Genomic DNA, 19,840 nt, shown 5'->3' with positions numbered 1-19,840 from the left:
CTTCACCATCCACCCTACATTACCTACATGTCTATATGTGAGAAGCACAGAGCATAGAGCATCGGGCATGGAGTGGTCCCCCTGAACCCCGAACCCTGAACCCTTTCTCCCCCCCGGGGGTCAGCGACAGGGGGAACCGGTGAGGGGGATATCTCCCGCGCTCCCCAGATAAAAGGCGGTCCGGCCGTAAATCTTCCACAACCCGGCGGAGGCGCGGAAGACGGCGGCATAGACCGTATCCGGGCGGCCGTCATAGCTGGCCGGAACCGGCACGTCTCCGGAACGGCCGAAATAGCCCTTGAGGCCGCCGCGCACCGCCCAATACCCGGACGAGGGGCGGAAGACCGCGGGCCGCCAGGCGCCGCGGGCGCCCCCCAGGGAAGGGACGGGGACGTCTCCGGATTGCCCGAACCAGCAAGCGGTCGAGCCCCGGATCAGCCATTTGCCCGAGGCAGGCCGGAAAACGGCGCCCAGGCAGGCGGAACCGGAATAGTAACCCGGGACCGGAGCGTCTCCGGAGGCGCCGAAGAAAAACCGGGTCAGGGCCCTGACCGCCCAGAAACCGGTGCCGGACCGGTAAATCGCGGGGCGGCACGTCCCGCTTCCGTCGTAGTCCCCGGGGACGGGGACGTCTCCGGAAGCCCCGAAGTAGCAGCGCGCGCCGCCGAGCCGGATCCAAAGCCCCTCCGAACTCCGGAAAAGAGCGGGATCGGTGGTCCCGTCGCCGTCGTAGTCGGCGCAGGCGGGACGGTCGCCGTCACGGCCGAAGTAGAACCGGGAGATTCCCCGGATCGCCCAGAGTCCGTTGCCGGGCCTGAAGACGGCGGCGTCGCTGGTTCCGTCGCCGTCGAAATCTCCGGAATCGCAGGAAGCCTCCCCGGTCGAAGCCGGGGTGGGGGCCGGCGTCTCCCCCGTCCAGATCCGGTAGATCGCGGTGTTCTTCCCCCCATGGACCCAGAGGCAGCCCGCGTCGTCCAGGGACATCCCCCCGGCATCGTGACAGTACTCCCCGGCGGGCAGCTCGAAAGTGCAGAGGATCGCGCCCGTAGCGTCGGTCTTGACGATCAGCCCCGGGTCACCGGTCTCTCCGCCGTAGGTGCACCAGAGGTAGTTCCCCGCGCGCACCACCCCCCGGGCCTGAAAGTCCAGATCGATGGTGTCGAGCACCGCCCCGTCGGGGAGCCTGACTTTATAGAGACGGGGCGAGACATGGCTGGCCATCCACATGACGTCGGGGGTCTGGGGATCGCAGTATAGGCCGAAGATATAGCGGTTGATGCCGCTGTGGTCGAAGGACCCCAGCACGTCCCCGTCGGCGTTGATGCGGTAGACGCTCTGGACCCCTTCCCCGGGTTTGACCCAGAAGGAGTCCCTCCGGGAGTCGTAGGTTATGTCCTTGATGTCGTCCCAGGGAAGGGAGATGGACCCTACTACCGAACCGCTGTCGGCATCCTTGATCAGGACCCCGGCGAGTTTGTCGGTGACCTCGTAGATCCTCCCCTCCCGCCAGCAGACGCCCCCCGACCAGCCCAGCCCGTAGCGGGGAATGGTGTCCACGATCCGGGGTTCGGGAGAACAGGCGCCCCCGGCCCGCCCCGGGCCGAGCAAGGGCGCGGATGCGGCCAGAAGGGCGAGAAGGCGCTTCCCGGTGCAAAAAGAAAAAGCCCCCGCCGGGAACCGGCGGGGGCTTTTTTCCTTCACGGTCGGGTTTATATGCCGGCGGGAGCCGCGGCCGAGGGGTTGAAGCAGAGACGCCCGGTGGCGGGCAGATCGCCCGCGGTGCCGTAGAAGTAGGTCCCTACTCCGTTCAGCTGCCACTTGCCCGAGGCCGCCCGGAAAATCCCGATGTCGGCGGTGCCGTCGCCGAGGTAATCGGCGGGAACCGCCTCGTCCTCTTCCTGGCCGAAGTAGCTGCGGGTGACGCTCCTGACGACCCAGAGGCCGGCGTCCTCGCGGAAGATCCCGATGTCGTCGACCCAGTCGCCGTTGTAGTCGGCCACCACGGGAGTATCGCCGCGCTCGCCGAAGTAGTAGTTGCCCAGGTTGCGGATCAGCCAGAGGCCGGAGGAGCCGCGGAAGAGGGCGGGGAACTTGACGCTTTTATAGGTGGAATGGAAGTACCCGGGTATGGGCAGGTCCGTCTCCTCCCCATAGTAGAAGCGCGAAAGCCCGCGCAGGGCCCACAGCCCGGTGGAAGGACGGTAGACCGCGGCCCGGACCGACAGGCTCCCGTTGTAGTCGCCCGGCACCGGGTAGTCGTCCTCGACCCCGTAGTAGAACTTGGTGTAGCCCCGCACCGACCAGCGGCTGTTGGTCTTGTCGTAGGTGGCGATGTCGGAAGTACCGTCGCCGTTGTAATCGCCCGAGACCGGAACGCTGGAAGCCGTTCCGTAGTAGCAGCGGGTGACCCCGCGAACGGCCCAGAGAGAGGTGGCCGGCCGGAAGAGGGCGATGTCCGAGGTGCCGTCGCCGTCGTAATCCCCGGAATCGATATGCCCGGTCACTTCGGCCACGAAGGGGCTGTAGCCGACATCCAGGCGGTAGATGTGCGTACCCTTGCCGCCCTCGACCCAGAGCTGGCCCTCGTCGTCGATGGAGAGGCCGCCGGTGTCGTGGTCGTACTTGCTCACCGGCATGTAGTACCGGCAGATCTCGTTTCCGTCCATGTCGATCTTGATCAGGATACCCGCGTCCCCGACTTCTCCGGAACGCGCGCACCAGATATAATCGCCGACCCGGACCACCCCGCGGACCTGGAAGGTCGTGCGGATCGTCTGCAGGAGGGCGCCCGTGGAAAGGTCGACCTTCTTCACCGAAGCGTCCTCGGTGCCGGCGATCCAGATGACGTCTTCCTCGTCGGGGTCGACGTAGAGCCCGAAGGCGTACCCGTAGGTGGAGACTTTGCGCAGGGGCCCGGTCCCGTTGGGGTTGTACTCCCAGGCTTCTTTCGCCCCCTGGAGCTTCAGCCACCAGGTGTCGTTCCAGGGATCGTAGGATATCCCCTGAATGTCGGAAGGAACGTTGAAGTTCTGAACCCCGATCTGGGCGCCGGTTTCGGCATCGCGCATGATGGCGTAAGCGTAAGCGTCGGTGACTTCGTAGATAACGCCGTCAAGCCAGCAGACGCTCCCGGACCAGCCGGAAGAAGCCCGCGGCAGCTGCCTGGTGATTTCGGGTTCCGGCACGCAATCGGCCGCCCGGACCGCGGTTCCGCCCGCGAGGACGGTCCCCGCCAGCAGCGCCATGATACTTTTCAACACTCTTGCTCCTGTCATCCCATCTCCTCCGTTGTGGTACGGTGTCGGTTGATGTATCGAAAGTTGGGTCAATGTACTAGACGCATGCGTTGCCCGGCAAGAAAAATATGCCCGGTCTTACCCTGCGGTCCCGTTCCTCCAAAAACCGACAATGAAAAATGAACATATTTTTTTTAATTTACTCTATCTTAACCGGGTCCGCAATGCCTTTCGTACCGGTCGGCGCTGGACGCCCTTCTCCGGTTTCCACCACTGCCAACGCGTCGCAGACCTCCCGGCCGCCCGTCACCAGGTCTTCGCCGCCCGCCCACAGCCCCACCGAACGGCCGCCGTCGAAACTCATGGCGTCGGCGGCGCCCAGGGCCTGGAGCAGGGCGGCGAATTCGTCCAGTTTCATGCCCTCGCTGGCCTCGGTTCTCCCTTCCACCGCCACCAGCAACAGCTTGCTTCCATCGGCGGAGACCCCCACCGCGCTGCGGGGATGACGGCCCAGCACCATGTACGCGCCTTGGCCCGAAACGAACCCTTCCCGAGCGTGTTCGAAGCTGATCCTTCCTTCACGTACCAGACGGGGGCCGCCGCCGAGGGCCCAGACGATTCCGGAGGGCGACGCCACGGCGAGGACGGCCCGGGAGCCCAGTTCGAAACCCGCAAGCGCCTCTTGCTTCCCGGGAACGACGAGTACGCAACCGTCCGGGGGGATCGGGACCCGAACCGGCATCCGCAACCGCCCCACCACGGTCAGGTCCGAGTCGGCGCCGCAGCGCGGGGGGGCTCCCGAAAAAACCAGCGCCTGGCCTCGGGAGAACTCCGGGGTGGAGGCGCCCCAGCGCGGCGTATAGAGATAAGCCGAGCCGGCCGCGGAGGGGGGTTGATTGACGCCTTCGACGGGCAGACTTCCCCCGCCTTCGGCCGGGGACAACGTCGCCCGCAGGGTAAAAACGTCTATCCCGGCCTTGCCGTCGGCGCCGACGTACAAAGCCGAGCGCCGGGAGGGGGAGTAGGCCAGTTCCCCGTTCAAAACCAATATTCCCCAGGGAAAGATGGTCCCGTCGTCGATCTGATCGAAATAATCTCCGTTGATGCAGGCCACCAGGGGCTGCCCTTCCCGGAGAACGCGCCGGGCCAGCCCGGAGACGGTCTCCCCCCGGCCCCGCGCCTCCAAGGCCCTGACCGCCGGCCCCAGGCTCAAGTCCACCTCCACCAGATGGTAGACGAGCTTACGCTCGGGAAGGTTCACCGTCCCGTAGGCGCAACCGGGAACGACCGGGCGCATGTGAGCCGGAGGGGGATATTCCTCCCCCGGTGAGGTTCCGGAGAAGATCAGGAGCGCGCATGCCGTCGCCGCCCAGCGGATCATGGCGCTATCCCTCCCGCCCCGGACTCCCCTGCAAGCGTAGCCGCGACGTTTCGTTCCGGCGGAACCAAGCCCTCGGCGCTGACGCGCCCGCCTTGATCGCTGATCCGGTAAAACCGGGCCGGACAGGAAGGGGCGATATGAAATTCGGCGTTTTTGAGAGGGTAGGAGCTGGGGTTGCGGCAGACGATCTCCAACGTTTCCCCCCGGACCCCGGCGGCAACCGTCACCTCCCGGCGGGGTATCCACCACCGGGAGAATTCGCGCAGGGTCGTGTTCCACCCCTTTCCCCCCGCGAGCACCGCCGCGCGCCGATCGAGGCGGTCGAGTCCCTCGGTCCCTTCGGGCAGCCCGGAAAGATCGACGGTCTCGATAAGTATCCCCCCGTCTTCCCGGGCAAGCGCCGCCCGGGCCGCGAATTCTTCGAGCTCTTCCCCGGTCGAATCCGGCAGCTCCACCGTGATGCTTCCCCTCCCGCCGGGCCGAAAGGCGACGCGGGGCTGCGCCGCGCCCGGCAGCGCCCGATACGCCAATGCTTCATCGGGCGGCCGGCCTTCCTCCCCGGTCTCCAACATTCCCGCCGGATCGTAGCCCGCCCGAGCCAAGCGCGACAGGGCTTCCCTCCAACCGGGACCGGATACCAAAGCCAGCTCGAACCCGCCGATACCCGCGGGGGGGGGGAGCTGTTCGGCGACGGCGGGGTCGAGAAACACGGTGGCCGTAAGCCCCGCCTGGTGAAGGCGGTTGCAGACCGTCCTGGCGGACTCGGCCGAGTCCGCCCCCAGCACGACCACGATGCTGGCGTGGGAATTGCCTTGGGGGTAGAGACCCAGTTCGACGCAGGTATCCGCCGAAAACCGGACCGCGGGGGGAGCCGCCACCGCCAACGCGACCGAAGAGATCAGGCCCGGAGCCGGCGATCGTCTTTTCCGCCTGCCGCTCCCCGCGCCCGTTCCGTCGGACATCACGCTCTTCTTTCCCGGGAAGATGGGCATATCGTTTTCTTATAGCATCATACCCGAAACGACAAAAGACCGAAGTCCGGTCCCGCGGGCGTCAAGGGCTCAGGGACCGGGCAGCCGAGGAAGAATTCTCCGGGGCCAGCTCCCGGCAGATTTCCGAGGCGATCAGGCGGTGCGCCAGGGGGTTGGGGTGGGAATCGACCAGCCGGGGCGGATCGCCCCGGTAGTGAGCGAACATTCCCCGAAAAGAGCCCTCCCCGGGATGAGCCGCCCGATATTCCGCCAACGGTTTCATGGCGTTGACGACGGGGAGGCCCAGCGCCCTGAGTTCGGGCGGCACTCCGGGGGGGCCGGATTGCCAGGGGAGATAGAGAATCACCGCCTTCCCTCCGTATTCCCGGGCCAGCCGGTCGATCTCGGAATACACCGCGCGCACGATCTCGAGATTTTTCGTTCCCCGGGGAGGAACGAGCCCCGCCAGCTTTTTCAGCCGGTAGACGAGCATGTGAAAATCGTCGTGCACCAGCAGTGGGATGGCTCCCCGCCAGAGAAAAGATAGGAAATCCGGCCAGGAGGCGGGGGTGCGGCGCCATTCCCAGAAAGGTATCTCCGGCAGAACCGCCCGGAAAACGGGGGAATGGATGGCCACCCCTTCCGGCGTATCGTAAAAATACGCCTGGGGGACGACTCCGAAATAGACGGCGGCAAAAGGAGATTTGGCGCGGGACAACAACCAGGGCGACCACTGCACCAGCACGATTTCGGGCCGGAGGCGGGGGATGAGCTCGCGGGCCCGAAGCAACATGGTCGCCAGTCCGTAGCTGCAGACTCCTCCGTTCACGGTACGAAGCCCGAGGGTGCTCCCCACCACGTCGGTAAAGGTATCCTCGGCCCGGCACCCGTCGCCGTAGGTATACGAACACCCCAGCGAAAGCAGAAACACGCGGTCGGACCCGGCGCGGGGATCGCCCCCGGCGGGGATCCGGCACCCGTCGGCGTCGTAGCGCATGGGGATATCGGGGCCGACGGGAAAGATATGGGCCCCCGAAGATCCGGGGATCGGAGCGAAACCGATCCGGGGATCGGCGGCGTGCACCTTCCCTTCCCATCCCCGCCGGTCGGCTTTGATATAGTTATAGATAGGCCGGGCGCGGACCGCCACCGAGACCAGGTAGACCGCCGTCGCGCCCAGGAAGGTCGCGCCCCCCAGGCAGAGCACCGCCATCAGAACCAGGAGACGTCTTCTTTTCGGAGGAACCGGTTCCATGGCTCGGCGGCGCCCTAACAACCGGGAGACGCCGGCCGGCGCGGAACCGGGAGTGCCGGCCGCACCGGTTCAACCCCCGCGCGCCGCGCGCGCGGCCGCTTCTTCGCGGAAAAATTCCCGGTACCAGGCGATCGTCTCCCCCAACCCCTGCTCGATGGAGAAGAGCGGCTTCCACCCCAAAACCCGGCGCGCCTTGGCCGCGCTCAGGTATTGATGCCGAATCTCGCCGGAGGCCCGATCGAGAACCACCGGTTGGAGCGGGGAATCCATCAGGCGCAGGACCGTCTTCACCAGCTCCGCCACCGGAATCTGGATCTCGTTGCTGAAGTTGAAGGCTTCGCCGGCGACCCCGTCTTCCGGAAGCTTCTCCGCCAGAAGAAGGTACGCCGCGGCGGCGTCGCGGACATAGAAATAATCGCGGATGAAGGTGCCGTCGCTGCGGATCACCGGCGCCTCCCCGAGAAGAACGCTCCTGATGGTCCCCGGGACGATCCGGTTCCAGTTCAGATCGCCGCCGCCGAAAAGATTGCCGCAGCGCGTGACGGCCACGGGCAGGCCGTAGGTCAGGTAGTAGCTGCGGGCGAGCAGATCGGCGCAGCTCTTGGAGACGTCGTAAGGGTGTTCGCCCCGCAGCGGAGCCTCCTCGTCGTACGGCAGGCGGTCATGGCTGCCGTAGGCTTTGTCGCTGGAAGCGACCACCACCCCGCGCACGGTCGGAACGCGCCGACAGGCCTCGAGCACGTTCCATGTCCCCTTGATGTTCGATTCGAAGGTGCCCAGGGGGGCGCGGTTGGCGGTGCCCACGATGGTCTGGGCGGCCAGATGGAAGACGGTGTCGATCTCGTACTCGTTGAGCGCCCGTTCCAAAACCCCGTAGTCGGCCACGTCGCCGCGGACGACGTTGATCTTCCGCAGCCAGCCGTCCCGGTTGAGGATCGACCCCGGCACCCAGTCCCGGACCAACCCGGTGACCGCCGCGCCGCGGCGGTAGAGATCTTCGGTCAGCCACGCGCCCAGCAATCCGGTGCAGCCGGTGACAAAGACGTTTTTCCCCGTCCACGGCGAGTTACTCATGGCCGACCCTCCCGCCGGAGGCGGCGGGCTTCGCCCAGGGAGGGCTGCCTTCCGCCCAGTAACGGTTGAGCTTCTCCATATCCCGGAAGGTGTCCATGCAGTGCCAGAACCCCCGGTGTTCGTAGATCGCCAGTTGCCCGTCCCGGGCCAACCGTTCCAGCGGTTCCCGTTCCAGGGCCCCGTCGAAGTCGAGATACTCGAAGACCCCCTGTTCGAAGACGAAAAAGCCCCCGTTGATCAGGCCCTGTTCGGTCTGAGGTTTTTCCCGGAACTCCCCGACCAGCCCCCCGGAGACGGTCAATTCCCCGAACCGATTGATGGGTCTGACGCCGGTGACGGTGGCGAGCTTTCCCATCCGCCGATGGGCGGCCAGGAGCTCGGCCAGATCGATGTCCGCCACTCCGTCGCCGTAGGTGACCATGAACGTCCGGTCATCGCCGAGGTACTTGCGGATACGCTTGATCCTGCCCCCGGTCAGGGTATCTTCCCCGGTCCGGGCCATGGTGATTCTCCATCCGGGGTGACGGCTGGTATGGGGAATGATTTTTTTCGGCCCGTCTCCCAGTTCCAGGGTGAAATCGTTGGTGTAGAGGTCGAAATTGAGAAAATAATCCATGATCATCTCCCCTTTATACCCCAGGGGGAGGATGAATTCCCGGTATCCGGCGGCGGAATAGATTTCCATGATATGCTGCAGTATGGGGCGGTCGCCGATCATCACCATCGGCTTGGGCCGATAGGTCGTCTCTTCGGCCAACCTGGTCCCCCGGCCGCCGCAGAGGATGACTACCTTAATCCCGTCTTTTTTCTCCATATCCTTAATGTTCCTCCCCAGCGATAGCGCGCGATATTGCCGAGAAATTCCCCGACCGTGCCTACCCTGACGTTGGACAGGCCCTGTTTCCGCTTGAGGAAGGCCGCCTTGATCTCGCCGACGGTCATCCCCAATTCCCGGGCCTTGATCAGCATCTCGGCGTCCAGAAACCAGTCCTTCGAGTTCAGATCCAGTTTTTCCAGCCATTCCCGGCGCATCAGGCGCGGCTTGGCGTTGACGTCGTAAAACGGAAGATCGAACAGCAGACATACCACCATGACGTAAACGTCCGAAACCACGCCCCGCAGCCACCCGTCCTGACGGCCGGCCCTTCTGATTTTGACCATATCATACCCGGCGCCGCGGAAGCGGGCCAGCCGTAAAAACGCTTCGGGCTCGATCTGGCCGTCGCCGTCCATGTACCCGATCCACTCCCCGTCCGCGGCGGCCAGCCCCTTGATGATGCCCCAGCCGTAACCGCGGTTTTTCTCGACCGTAACCACCTTGATCCGGGGATCGTCCGCCGCCAGTTCGGCGATGATCCCGGGGGTGGCGTCGGTGGAACCGTTGTCGACGGGCAGCAGCTGAAAATCCAGCCCTTCCTCCGACAGGGCTTTCCTCATCGCTTCCACGACGCGGCGGACGCACTCCTCCTCGTTGTAAAAGAGCATGGCCAGAGAGACCGCGGGACGTCGGACGCGCTCGCTCATCGCCCCCCCCTTTTCCAGAACAAGCAGCCGCCGGCCACGACATCCGCCGACCCCAAGGCGCCGAGCAGATAGCCCCAACCGGGCTCCCCCTCTCCCGACACCGCCCGGGCGACGCCCAGCTGCAGCAGCAGGAACAGCCCCATCCAGCCCGGGCCGGTCAGAAAACCGGCGTTTCCCGGAACGCGCCGCCAGGCGGCCGCGGTCAGGAGGAAGAGGATCGGGGCGAGCGCCCCCACCCCGATCAGCACCGGGAGCGCGACGAAGCCGTCGCGATACACGATCATGACCAGGGAGAGCGCGAGCATGACCGCGGCCCCGGCCCCGTGCAGCGCCAGGTCGACCGTCCGGGCCAGGTTCCTCGATCCGGCCAGGGCGGCCACGCCCCGGCCCAGGGCCCAAAGATAGGGATAGAGGAAAACCAGGGCGAAACCGACCGCCAGATAGGAGGCGGGGAAAACCCGGGGGGGGGCGCCGGCGTCCAGCCACCAGAGAAACTGGCGGAAGGGGGAGAGGTACGAACCCGGGAAAAAGAAAAAGCTGGCGGCCACGAGAAGATAGCCTGCCGTCGCCGGCGGTAAACCCCCGGCCGGCGGTCGTTGCCCCCCCCCGCGGGCGTCGGCTCCCCTGATCGACCGGGCGGCTTTCATCGGCGGTCGTACCGGTACCGGCGGCCTCAGACGAATATCCCGGCGATCGTGCCGGTCATGAACGCCGCCAGCGTGCCCCCGATCATCGCCCGGAACCCGATCCGGGCCAGATCGTGGCGCCGGTCGGGGGCGATGCCGCCGATTCCCCCCAGCTGGATGGCGATGGAACTGAAGTTGGCGAAGCCGCACAGAGCGTAGGTGGCGATGATGACGCTGCGCTCCTGGAGCATGGGCCGGAGCCCTTCCCGGGCCTGGGCCAGAATCTGGGTCAGATTGAAATATGCCACGAATTCGTTGATCGCCATCTTCTCCCCCAGCAGCCTGCCGATCACCTGGCAATCGCTCCAGGGGACGCCCATGATCCAGGCCACCGGAGCGAAAATCCACCCCAGGATGATCTCCAGGCTGAGGTGAAACGCCGAACGGCCCGAGGCACCGCGGCCTTGCCCGGTCACGGCCCCGGTATCGCCGTCGATCAACCGGTAGGAGCACCCCGAAAAATCCTCGGGGATATCCGTCTCCACCGAAATCTCTTTTCCCTCGACTTCCGCGATCCGCCATTCGCCGACTTCGCGGTCCCCGTCGGAGACGACGACGATATCCCCGGGCCGAGCGTCGACCCCCGGGGGCAGCCCTTCGGCCAGGCTGATCCGGGCCCCTCCTCTCCCCGTCAGGGCCCCGATCCCTTCACCCGCCAGGCCGATCATGAAATTGAGGAGGGCGATAAGCGCGATGAAGGCCAGAAGCATGGCTCCGACGTTGAGGGCGAGCTGCAGGCCGGTGGAGGCGCCCGACGCCGCGGCGTCGATGATGTTGACGTTGGTCTTGGGAAGCTTGATCCGGATCCCCCCCATGGTCTTGGGTTCTCCGGTTTCGGGGATCATCAGCTTGGCCATGACGATGCCGGCCGGCGCCGACATGATGCTGGCGGAGATGAGATGGCCGGCGATGCTGGGAAAATAATCCTTGAGCATCCCCACGTAGGCCGCCATCACCCCCCCGGCCACGGTGGCGAATCCCCCGACCATGACCACCATCAATTCGGACAAGGTCATCTCGTTGACGTAGGGCCGCACCACCAGAGGCGCTTCGGTCTGGCCCACGAAAATGTTGGCCGACGCCGACAGGGTCTCGGCGCCGCTGGTGCCCAGGGTCTTTTCCATGATCCGGGCGAAGAACGCGACCACCTTCTGCATGATCCCCAGGTAGTAGAGCACGGACATGAGCGAGGAGAAGAAAATGATGGTGGGAAGCACGTTGAAGGCGAAATACGACCCCACCACCGCCACCCGGCCGACGACGGCGGAGGCGGGGCCGTTGCCGACCTCGCCGGAGGCCACGGGCACGTTATTGTTGACCAGGTTCCCGAAGAGAAACCGGGCGCCTTCCTCGGCGAAACCCAGAAGGCGGATGACGACGTCGTTCATCTTGGCGAAGAACCATTCTCCGGGGGCCTCCCGCATCCCCAAGCCCGCTTTGAACCAATGGTTGAGCGGGCTGTTGGGGAGGATGACGAAGGCGAAGGCGACCTGGAGCATGATCCCGAGAACGACGATGCGGAAGCTGATCCGGCGTTTGTTGTCGGACATGAAGAATGCCACCAGAACCAGGACCAGCATTCCGATCAAACTGATTATTCTTTCCATGGCTCCATCCTTCTGTTCAGATTTCCCCGGAATAACGGCAGATGCCCCGCTGGGAGGCTTTGATGAATTCGACCATGTGCCGGGCGTGGGGGCCCAGGTTTTCCTTCTCCAATTTTTCCAGCGCGGCGCCGACGGCGAGACCGATCAGATAAACCGTCCGGAATACGCGCTTTATTTCGCCGCGCTCGGCGGGGCTGAACCCGGCGCGGCGCAGGCCCACGACATTGAGGCCCGCCACCTGGTTGAGGACCCCGGAGTGCCCCGTGCAGAACGGAGGGACGTCCTTGCTGTAGGCGGAAAGGCCCCCGAGCATGGCGTGACGGCCGATCCGGACGAACTGGTGGATGGTGACGTTCCCGGAAACGAAAACCCCGTCGGCGATATGAACATGGCCGGCGACCAGCGCGCCGTTGGCCAGAATAACACGGTCCCCGAAACGGCAGTCGTGCCCGATATGGGAATAACCCATAATGAAATTGTCGTTGCCGATGACCGTCCCGCCGCCGGGGGTGCCCCGGTGGATGGAGGCGCCTTCGCGGATGGTGTTGCGCGCGCCGATGACGAGGGTGGTATCTTCGCCCCGGTAGGAAAGGTCCTGGGGAGCATGGCCGACGACCGCGAAAGGATGAATGGCGTTGTCCGGCCCGATACTGGTACGGCCGGTGAGGAAAGCATGGGGGAAAACCCTGGTTCCCGAGGCGATGGAAACTCCCGCTTCCACTACGGCATAGGGACCGATCTCCACTCCGGAGTCGATCTCGGCGTCGGCGGAGACGATCGCGGTTGGGTGAATGTTCATACTTTCTCCTCCCGGAAATCCGGGTCGAAAACATGGCGTTAGTTTACATCATCCGCGCGGGGATCGGTCAAGTCTTCGCCGCCCGGTTCGAACAGCCGCTCGTCGCCGATGGTGTAGCCCGTATTTTCGCCGGAGGCCGGGAGACGGTCGATATCCGTCAGGGGTCCGTTCGAAGAGGGGAAACGGGGATCGAAAACGACCTCCGCGCGCCAATCCGCCTCCCCGAGCGGCGGCTCTCCCGCGCGGCTCTTAAGGCGGGCGTAAAAGCGCCCCGACTTTACGGGAACGGCGTTGGAGAAAGCCGGCGGTCCGTTGGGGACGCGGGCGGCGGCGGCGGTGAGAAGAACCCCCTCCGGAAGATTGGTCCCCCCGAAAAGAACGAGTTCCCCCTCCTCCTTCCTGACGTCGAGGGAGAGATAATAATCCGAAAACCGACGGCGGGAGGAGGCGGACGACGCCGAGGACGCTTCCCGGGGAAGGTCGGCGGAGACCCGGAGCGCGGGGAGAACCGTCCCGGGACCGGAAGAGCGACGGGCCAGCGCCTCTCCCCGTTCACCCAGGGTCTCCGTAACCGGGTAGAGCTGCTCGGCCCAGGTCGAGACGGAGACCAGCAGCTTTTTCCCCTCGTACCCCTGGGGCACGGGGAGCTGTTGCCGGAATCCGTCCCGGTCGATCCGCGCCCGCAGACGGTACAGCGAAGCCCGGTCCACGGGGTCGGCCACCTGCATGTACACCACGGTTCCGTCCGGGAGCGAAGCCCGGCCCGCCACCTCCAGTCCCGAAGCCGTCGGGTCGACGGCCGTTATCTCCAGCGACGGTTGCGGGGGCAGAGGAGAACCCGCGGTCCGGAAAGAAATCGCGCGGCTCCAGGGGCTGGCCTTGTTCCCGCGCGCGCTGCGCACCCTCCACCACAGTTCGGCGCCGGAAGGAAAAGCCTCCCTGATTTTGAGCTTGTTTTCGGGCGTGCCCTTCCATTCATAGAGCAGGTTCTGAAAACGGGCGGAGGTTCCGTCGACCTGAACGTCGTAACGGACCGATTCTCCGGGGACCGGGTTCCAATAGAGGAAGAGGCTGGTGTCGGTCACGGCCCCCGCCAGAGGCTTTATCGGAATCGGGATCTTCAGCCCGCTCTCCAGCCAGTACAGCCGGAGAAGAAATCCGACCAGAAAGACGATCGGCAGCGCCATCAGGAAGGGGTGGCGGCCGCGGTCGCGGCGCTGGAGTTCCGGCGCGTTCACCGCCGACGCCTCCGGGCCAGAGAAACGATCCCGCCCAGCAGGGCCAGACCCGAAACCAGGTAGCCCAGGCCGGCATGGTTGGCTCCGGCATACGCGAATACCAGTTCGGACGCGCCGGGCCCCACCCTGACCGCGTCATAACCGGGACTGAGACAGAAGACCGGGGCGCGCTGCCCGTTCAGAGAGGCGCGCCACCCCCGATAGTAGGCGGTTTTAAGGTAGAGCCAGCCGGGACCGGCGCAGTCGAAGGCGACAAGATGCCGCTCGCGCTCTTCCTCGACCCGTTCCCGGTTCCAGGCTACCGGGGGCGCCTCGAACCGGGCGAAGGGGATGCCGTCGGGGTCGGTTGCCGTTACGCCGGCCGGATCGCCCGGAATCGGGGACAAGGCGAAGATTTCCAACCCGTTGTCCCGGGCGCGAGCCAGCAGACCGCGGGCGGCGGGCGTATCCCAGGCCGTGCCGCCCGCCACCAGCAGAGCCGAAAATTCCCCCACGGGGACCCCCTCGACCTCGCCGGGATCGGCCCCCGCGGGGGCGCGGAGAACGTACGCCGCCCGCTCCGGCCGGGGAAGGTCGCGGAAATAGCGGATCCAACTCTCCATGGTCCGTTCCCAATCGCGGTACCCCAGGTAAGCCAGGACCGGCCGGGACCCGGTGAACCCGAATGCTCCCGGGGGGTCGGTCACGTTCCGCGCCACCCAGATATTCCCGGAAAACGCGGTTTCCATGAATTCCGGTTCGGGCTCGAATTTTTCCAGGTTGTCCCGATGGGTAAGCGTCATCTGGATATTGAGCAGGTCGACCAGGTTGCGGCTGCTCCAGAGGTCCCGGCGGATGGTGGAGCCGATGATCCGGTTCCACCCCCCCATCAACCCGCTGAAGAGCGGAGAAATGACGTCGGTGCGCCCCGACAGGGCCGGAGCGACCGTGAAATAAAAGATCTCCTGTCCGGACCGGATCGAGGTGGGGGAAGCGTAAAACCGGCTGAAGGGCGCGGTTCCCCCCAGAAGATCGAGACAGCGCTGGAACTCCAGGTTGGGGGGGGACCGCAGGCTGAAGGGTGTCTGCACGCCGCCTCTGGTCTCGAAATCCCGGGTCCGGACCTTGCGCCCCCCCCACTCCAGCCGATCCTTCCAGACCGGTCCCGCGAAGACTCCCACCAGAACCGCCCCCGAAACCCAGAACACGGCGCTCGGCCATCGTCCCCGCCCCCCCGCCAGGGCCCGCGCCCCGGCAGCGCCCAGAGCGGCCAGAGAGTAGAGCCCGAAACCGGCGCTGCAGACGCAGAACAACTCCGGGACCGGGATCCAGTGAATGTACTGAAACTGCTCCTGGAAAGGGATCGACCGCAGCACCGGAAGGTCGTCCGGCCCCATGAACACCAGCAGGGAAAAAACGAACCCGCACAGGAAAAAGAGGTTCCCGAAATAGCGGAAGCCGAGGAGGAGGAAAACCAGGCCGACGAGACAGGCCCAGGTCAGCGCCGGCCAGCGCCCGGTGCCGGAGTTGTCCCTCCAGGCCCAGACCGAGCCCGCACCGAACGGTTCCGGGTTGGGGGAATCGAAGAGCGACCCGTCGAAAAAATGATCGAGAACTCCCGCCGCCGTGTCCGTCATGACCGAAAATCCGTGACGACTCTGGGAGAGGTAGCCGGTCGTGGGGTGGATTTCGGGCGAGGAATAAAAGGGGACGAGCCAGAACGAGATCAGCAGCAGGCCCACCGCCATCATGACCGCGGCCCGCGCCGCGGCCCGGACCGTCTCCCGCAGGGAAAAGGAGAAGAGATGGAGGACGAGGTACAAGCCGATCAGCCAGGCGACGCTCATGGCCATGTAGGGGTGGTTGAGGAAGGTAATGCCGAAGAGGACGGAGCCCGTAAAGACGGCGTCGCCGCGACGCATGACCCCGTGAGCCTTCCCCAGGGTGAAGGGCACGAACAGCAGCGCCAACGCCTGTTTGGCCAGGCCCAGATCGAAATAGGCATCGATGGTGTGGCCCCAGGTGCTGACCGGGCCCAGGGAAAAAAGCGCGGCGCCGGCGCAGGCCAGGGGGGGGAAATCGAACCGGCGCATAAGGTAAAAAACCGCCACGGGGAAGAGGGCCAGGGCCAGCAGATAGACGGCCTTGTGGCCCGTCTCCAGCGGGATCATTCCCAGCGATCCCTCGTGGAGAAGGACCGAAGCCAGGTAAAAACCGGGGGGGCGGAAGATGAAGATGGGGGCGCCCGTTCCATAAAGATAGGACCATCCGAAGACTTTCCCCTCCTCCTCCAGGATCTTTTTCAACTCCAGATCGTAGGAGATATGGACCGGATCGTCCCCCCCCGCGCTGTACCCGGGATCCAGAATCGGGGAGAGAATGTAGAGGGAGAAAATCACCGCCGCCGCCACCATAAGAACGGCGATCGGGTAACGCAGTCGGTCCATCTTGTTTCTTCCGTCCCCCGCCGGCAGGCGGCACGAATTCCTCAATCCCGCTTGACCGTCGGGATCAGTCCTGGCGGCCGCGGCGGCGGCCGATCAATTCTCCGAGAAGACCCAGGGCGAAGAACTGGATCCCGGTTACCAGCAGGAGAATGGCCAACAACAGCAGGGGGCGGTCTCCGATCTTCTGCCCGAGGAAATGCAGGTAAGAGAGGTAGACGGAAAGAGCCATTCCGATGCCGATGAAAATCAGGCCGAGGTTTCCGAACAAAACCATCGGCTTCTGGCTGAATTTAACCACGAAGAGCACCACCACGAAATCCCAGAACGCGCGCAATACCCTATCGGACTTGAACTTGGAGCTGCCGTGACGGCGGGGGTAGAGGGGAACCTTGACCTCGCTGACCGTCCACCCCCGGGAAGCGGCCAACACCACCAGGTACCGGTGCCAATCCGGTTGAAACTGGAGATCGGCGACAACCTCGCGGCGGAAGGCCTTGACTCCGTTGAGGTCGTGGACGGAGACCTTGAAGAAGATCCGGGAGAGCCGGTTGTATATCGAGGAGACCACCCGTTTTTTCCCGTATTTCCCCTGCCTCCAGCCGGTGACGATATCGTAGCCTTCGTCCACCCGAGCCACCAGGGAGGGTATGTCCCGGGGGTGATACTGCAGATCGGCGGGGTAGAAGACCAGAACCTCGCCCCGGGCGGCGGCGAAACCGGTCTCGAGAGCGGCGGTAATGCCCCGGCGACGGAGGTGACGCACCACCCGGAGGAAGGGCCGGTTCCGGCCGCCTTCCTCCAAACGCTGCAGCGTGGCGTCGGTGGACCCGTCGTCGATGACGATCGTTTCCCCTTCGAGCCCCGACTCGGCGAACATGGACTCGAGGGCTTCCAGAAGAGGAACGATATTCTCTTCCTCGTTATGCGCGGGGATGATGACCGACAACTTCATCGCGTTATCCGTCATGATTATGGGATGCTGGCATATTTTCGGCGGCGCAGTCAATCCCAACCCCGGAACGGCGGCCGACGAGAAAGGAACAACCGAAGAGGAGCGCTTCCAGAACCGTGGACCAGAGGCGGGCATAGACGCCGACGGCCGCGGCCAGGGCCGGGGAAACGAGCCCCTTCAAGCCCAGGGCCAGCAGGCCTTCCCTGACGCCCACCCCTCCCGGGGCCGGGAACGCCAGAACCCCTCCGGCATACGCGAAGGCGTACGCGGAGGCGGACGCGGCGGGAGCGGGGGAGAGACCGATTCCCCGCAGAGAGAAAACGAACCCGGCGCCGAGCCCGATCCAGAAGATGAGGTAGAAGGGCACGGCGGACCCCAGGGCTCCATAGCGGTAGGAAACGCCGCACCCGCCCCGGCCGGCGGCCCGGCTCAGCCGGTCGACGGCGGCGGCCAGGACACGGGGATGAAGAAGCGCCGCCGCCAGGAAGAAGGCCGCGGCCGGCAGCAGAACGTTCCAGGGAGCGGGGACCAGGGGCAGAAAACGCGGGAGGGAACAGATCAGCCCCGCCATGACCACCAGAACCGTGGAGATAACCGCGCCGGCGGCGCCGGCGGCGACGGGCACGCCCCGGCGACGGCCCAGATAGACCAGACCCGCCGCCGCCCAGATCTTTCCCGGGATATACCGGCCCATCGACGACTGGACCACCACCCGGAACGCCCCCGGATAACCGATCTCCGCGCCCAGGGCCCGGACCACGAGGCGCCATCCCTGGACGAGCGCCGCGAACCCGAGAACGAAGCACGCACCCGACAACGCCAGGTCGGTAGGGGAAAACCGCAGATTCCCCTCCGCCGCGTACTTCCGCAGCTCTTCCCAGTTGGAAGCGATGTTCGCGGCCAGCAAAACGACGATACCGGCGACGAGCAGCCCGGAGAACAGGCGCCCGAGCCGGATCCGATCAGACACCGGAGGCGCCCTTCCCCGCTCTCCCGGCGCGGCGGACGATCACGATCAGGAAGATCAGGACCGCCCCCAGCACCGCCGCCGAAGCCGCCCAGAAGAACAAACGGCCGCCCCCCCGGGGTGAATGGACGATCACGCGGCCCCGGGCGTCGGCGCAGTAATGGAAACCGTTTTCCTCGTATTCCGCGGTGAGGTAGTACGGATAAACGCTTCCGGGAAGGGCGGACATAGTGCGCACGGGGAATTCGAGCAGCGCCTCTTCACCGGAGGGAAGCTCGATCTCCCGGACCGGGGATTCGACCCCGAACTCCGGAGCCAGGGCCAACTCCACCCGGAAGCGGCGTGGGGCACTGCCCCGGTTGGCGAGCCGGACCTGGATCTCCCCGGCGCCGGCCAGATCGAGGGACGAACCGGAAAGGTAGACGCTGGAATCCCTTCTCCCCTCTCCGGTCTGAACCAGCTCCTGGATGAGAGCGGCGAAAGGGTACCCGTTGGCGTCCGAATAACGGATGCGGGCGAGAATGGGGTACATTCCGGGGAGCGGGGCGGCGGCGGCGGCGAAATCGAACCGTTCCTTGATCCCCTCTCCGGAAGGGAGCGACGGCACGAGCTTCCCGAACCGGTTCACCCCCAGGCAGGAAACCTCCACCTGCAGATTGCGGGCTTCTTCGTCGCCCCGGTTGACCACCGTAACCACGGCTTCTCCGTCCCGATATTCGAGATCGCCGACGATGCTGATGGTCGACGCCGCGGCCTTCCCGGCGGCGGAAACGGCGAAAATCGAACAGAAAATCAGCGCTGTCGATCTGACATGTTTCATAACGTACCGGAAATAATAAGACAAAACCCCGGCGAAGAAAACTCGAATTGACACCGGGGCCGGTTCCTCCCTAAAGTTACCGGCTTATGAAAGGCCCGGTTTCGATAATCCTTCCCACCTACAACGAACGCGAAAACATCGGCCCGCTGATCCAGGAGATCGCGCGGCATCTTTACCGCGAATCGGAGATCATCGTGGTCGACGACGACTCCCCGGACGGCACCTGGCGGGAAGTCTCCCGAATCGAGCTGGCGGCCCCGAAGCTGCGGCTCCTGCGCCGGATGAGAGACCACGGCCTGACCGCCTCCCTGAGGGCCGGGATCGACATGGCCAGGCACTCCACCGTGGTCTGGATGGACGCGGATTTTTCCCACCCGCCTTCCCTGCTCCCCCGGCTCCTGGCCGCACCGGAAAGCAGCGACATCGTGCTCGCTTCCCGTTATATCCCGGGCGGAAGCGACGGACGCCGCTCCCGCCTGCGCAAAGCCGTCAGCGTCACCCTCAACCGGACCGCCGGCAGTCTGCTCGGCTGCCGGACCCGCGATCTCTCCAGCGGCTACCTCCGGGTCCGCAAATCCGTCTTTAAGACCATACCCCTGCGGGGGAGCTACGGGGATTACTGCATCGATTTTCTGGTCCGGGCCGAGTTGGCCGGCCATTCCGTCCTGGAGATACCGTTTTCCAACACCGAACGCGAACACGGCAGCTCCAAGACCACCCATAACCCTTTGATTTTTCTACGCTATGCCTTACTCTATTGCCGGACCGTACTCAGGCTGAGGTACGAAACCCGGTGCAAACCCGGTCGTGAACGACCCCGTCGATAAATTGGACGATCTCCGCGAAACGGCCCTGGCCAAGGCGCGGGCGATGGCGGGCCCGGAGCCGGTGCTGGCGCCGGGGC

17 protein-coding genes are annotated in these 19,840 nt (G+C 65.3%); 1 reads left to right on the top strand and 16 read right to left on the bottom strand.

Features of this window, described 5'->3' with window-relative positions:
• Positions 1–120: 120 nt before the first annotated feature.
• The 16 genes from PLZ73_04285 to PLZ73_04210 form a co-directional block, all read right to left on the bottom strand.
• Positions 121–1,701, bottom strand: a complete 1,581-nt coding sequence (locus PLZ73_04285) for a VCBS repeat-containing protein (GenBank protein ID HOO77087.1) — start codon at positions 1,699–1,701, stop codon at positions 121–123.
• A gap of 8 nt (positions 1,702–1,709) precedes the next feature.
• Positions 1,710–3,275, bottom strand: coding sequence for a hypothetical protein (locus tag PLZ73_04280; protein HOO77086.1), 1,566 nt, complete (start codon positions 3,273–3,275; stop codon positions 1,710–1,712).
• A 160-nt stretch (positions 3,276–3,435) separates the two neighbouring features.
• The gene (locus tag PLZ73_04275) at positions 3,436–4,617 is read right to left on the bottom strand and encodes a phosphodiester glycosidase family protein (GenBank protein ID HOO77085.1); all 1,182 of its coding nucleotides are present in this window, start codon (positions 4,615–4,617) and stop codon (positions 3,436–3,438) included.
• Entirely contained in the window at positions 4,614–5,582 is a 969-nt protein-coding gene (locus PLZ73_04270; protein ID HOO77084.1) for a hypothetical protein, read from the bottom strand. The genes PLZ73_04275 and PLZ73_04270 overlap by 4 nt, the downstream gene beginning before the upstream one ends.
• 88 nt (positions 5,583–5,670) lie before the next feature.
• Positions 5,671–6,843, bottom strand: a complete 1,173-nt coding sequence (locus PLZ73_04265; protein ID HOO77083.1) for a hypothetical protein — start codon at positions 6,841–6,843, stop codon at positions 5,671–5,673.
• A gap of 69 nt (positions 6,844–6,912) precedes the next feature.
• Positions 6,913–7,917 (bottom strand): GDP-mannose 4,6-dehydratase, encoded by a 1,005-nt coding sequence (locus tag PLZ73_04260; GenBank protein HOO77082.1) that lies wholly within the window; start codon positions 7,915–7,917, stop codon positions 6,913–6,915.
• Positions 7,910–8,713 carry a glucose-1-phosphate cytidylyltransferase gene (gene rfbF, locus PLZ73_04255; protein HOO77081.1) on the bottom strand — a complete coding sequence of 268 codons (804 nt, stop codon included), beginning with the start codon at positions 8,711–8,713 and terminating at the stop codon, positions 7,910–7,912. Before rfbF ends, PLZ73_04260 begins: the two co-directional genes overlap by 8 nt.
• Positions 8,704–9,441 carry a glycosyltransferase family 2 protein gene (locus PLZ73_04250; GenBank protein ID HOO77080.1) on the bottom strand — a complete coding sequence of 246 codons (738 nt, stop codon included), beginning with the start codon at positions 9,439–9,441 and terminating at the stop codon, positions 8,704–8,706. The genes rfbF and PLZ73_04250 overlap by 10 nt, the downstream gene beginning before the upstream one ends.
• A complete protein-coding gene (locus tag PLZ73_04245) occupies positions 9,438–10,088 on the bottom strand; it encodes a hypothetical protein (GenBank protein ID HOO77079.1) in 651 nt (216 codons plus the stop codon). The genes PLZ73_04250 and PLZ73_04245 overlap by 4 nt, the downstream gene beginning before the upstream one ends.
• Before the next feature lie 26 nt (positions 10,089–10,114).
• Positions 10,115–11,734, bottom strand: a complete 1,620-nt coding sequence (locus PLZ73_04240; GenBank protein ID HOO77078.1) for a nucleoside transporter C-terminal domain-containing protein — start codon at positions 11,732–11,734, stop codon at positions 10,115–10,117.
• Positions 11,735–11,750: 16 nt separating this feature from the next.
• Positions 11,751–12,533, bottom strand: a complete 783-nt coding sequence (lpxA, locus tag PLZ73_04235) for an acyl-ACP--UDP-N-acetylglucosamine O-acyltransferase (protein ID HOO77077.1) — start codon at positions 12,531–12,533, stop codon at positions 11,751–11,753.
• A gap of 38 nt (positions 12,534–12,571) precedes the next feature.
• A complete protein-coding gene (locus PLZ73_04230) occupies positions 12,572–13,771 on the bottom strand; it encodes a hypothetical protein (protein ID HOO77076.1) in 1,200 nt (399 codons plus the stop codon).
• Complete coding sequence (locus PLZ73_04225; GenBank protein HOO77075.1) at positions 13,768–16,197, bottom strand: 6-pyruvoyl-tetrahydropterin synthase-related protein; 2,430 nt, start codon at positions 16,195–16,197, stop codon at positions 13,768–13,770. Before PLZ73_04225 ends, PLZ73_04230 begins: the two co-directional genes overlap by 4 nt.
• 64 nt (positions 16,198–16,261) lie before the next feature.
• Positions 16,262–17,149, bottom strand: coding sequence for a glycosyltransferase family 2 protein (locus PLZ73_04220; GenBank protein ID HOO77074.1), 888 nt, complete (start codon positions 17,147–17,149; stop codon positions 16,262–16,264).
• 4 nt (positions 17,150–17,153) lie between these two features.
• Positions 17,154–18,119, bottom strand: coding sequence for a lysylphosphatidylglycerol synthase domain-containing protein (locus PLZ73_04215; GenBank protein ID HOO77073.1), 966 nt, complete (start codon positions 18,117–18,119; stop codon positions 17,154–17,156).
• A complete protein-coding gene (locus tag PLZ73_04210; GenBank protein ID HOO77072.1) occupies positions 18,112–18,936 on the bottom strand; it encodes a hypothetical protein in 825 nt (274 codons plus the stop codon). Before PLZ73_04210 ends, PLZ73_04215 begins: the two co-directional genes overlap by 8 nt.
• A gap of 86 nt (positions 18,937–19,022) precedes the next feature.
• On the opposite strand from PLZ73_04210, the gene PLZ73_04205 reads away from it, so the two are divergent.
• Positions 19,023–19,763, top strand: a complete 741-nt coding sequence (locus PLZ73_04205; protein ID HOO77071.1) for a glycosyltransferase — start codon at positions 19,023–19,025, stop codon at positions 19,761–19,763.
• The last annotated feature ends 77 nt before the right edge of the window (positions 19,764–19,840 follow it).

The sequence above is a fragment of the bacterium genome (genome assembly GCA_035380285.1).
Classification (GTDB): domain Bacteria; phylum Auribacterota; class Erginobacteria; order Erginobacterales; family DAOSXE01; genus DAOSXE01.
The sequence above is the reverse complement of the archived record's forward strand: the minus strand, read 5'-3'. Positions and strand labels throughout refer to the sequence as shown.

What these genes read in the sequence shown, in the direction of transcription:
- PLZ73_04280 (HOO77086.1), bottom strand. Translation starts at nt 3,275, where the DNA reads ATGACAGGAGCAAGAGTGTTGAAAAGTATCATGGCGCTGCTGGCGGGG.
- PLZ73_04275 (HOO77085.1), bottom strand. Translation starts at nt 4,617, where the DNA reads ATGATCCGCTGGGCGGCGACGGCATGCGCGCTCCTGATCTTCTCCGGA.
- PLZ73_04265 (HOO77083.1), bottom strand. Translation starts at nt 6,843, where the DNA reads ATGGAACCGGTTCCTCCGAAAAGAAGACGTCTCCTGGTTCTGATGGCG.
- PLZ73_04260 (HOO77082.1), bottom strand. Translation starts at nt 7,917, where the DNA reads ATGAGTAACTCGCCGTGGACGGGGAAAAACGTCTTTGTCACCGGCTGC.
- PLZ73_04250 (HOO77080.1), bottom strand. Translation starts at nt 9,441, where the DNA reads ATGAGCGAGCGCGTCCGACGTCCCGCGGTCTCTCTGGCCATGCTCTTT.
- PLZ73_04245 (HOO77079.1), bottom strand. Translation starts at nt 10,088, where the DNA reads ATGAAAGCCGCCCGGTCGATCAGGGGAGCCGACGCCCGCGGGGGGGGG.
- PLZ73_04240 (HOO77078.1), bottom strand. Translation starts at nt 11,734, where the DNA reads ATGGAAAGAATAATCAGTTTGATCGGAATGCTGGTCCTGGTTCTGGTG.
- lpxA (HOO77077.1), bottom strand. Translation starts at nt 12,533, where the DNA reads ATGAACATTCACCCAACCGCGATCGTCTCCGCCGACGCCGAGATCGAC.
- PLZ73_04225 (HOO77075.1), bottom strand. Translation starts at nt 16,197, where the DNA reads ATGGACCGACTGCGTTACCCGATCGCCGTTCTTATGGTGGCGGCGGCG.
- PLZ73_04220 (HOO77074.1), bottom strand. Translation starts at nt 17,149, where the DNA reads ATGAAGTTGTCGGTCATCATCCCCGCGCATAACGAGGAAGAGAATATC.
- PLZ73_04210 (HOO77072.1), bottom strand. Translation starts at nt 18,936, where the DNA reads ATGAAACATGTCAGATCGACAGCGCTGATTTTCTGTTCGATTTTCGCC.
- PLZ73_04205 (HOO77071.1), top strand. Translation starts at nt 19,023, where the DNA reads ATGAAAGGCCCGGTTTCGATAATCCTTCCCACCTACAACGAACGCGAA.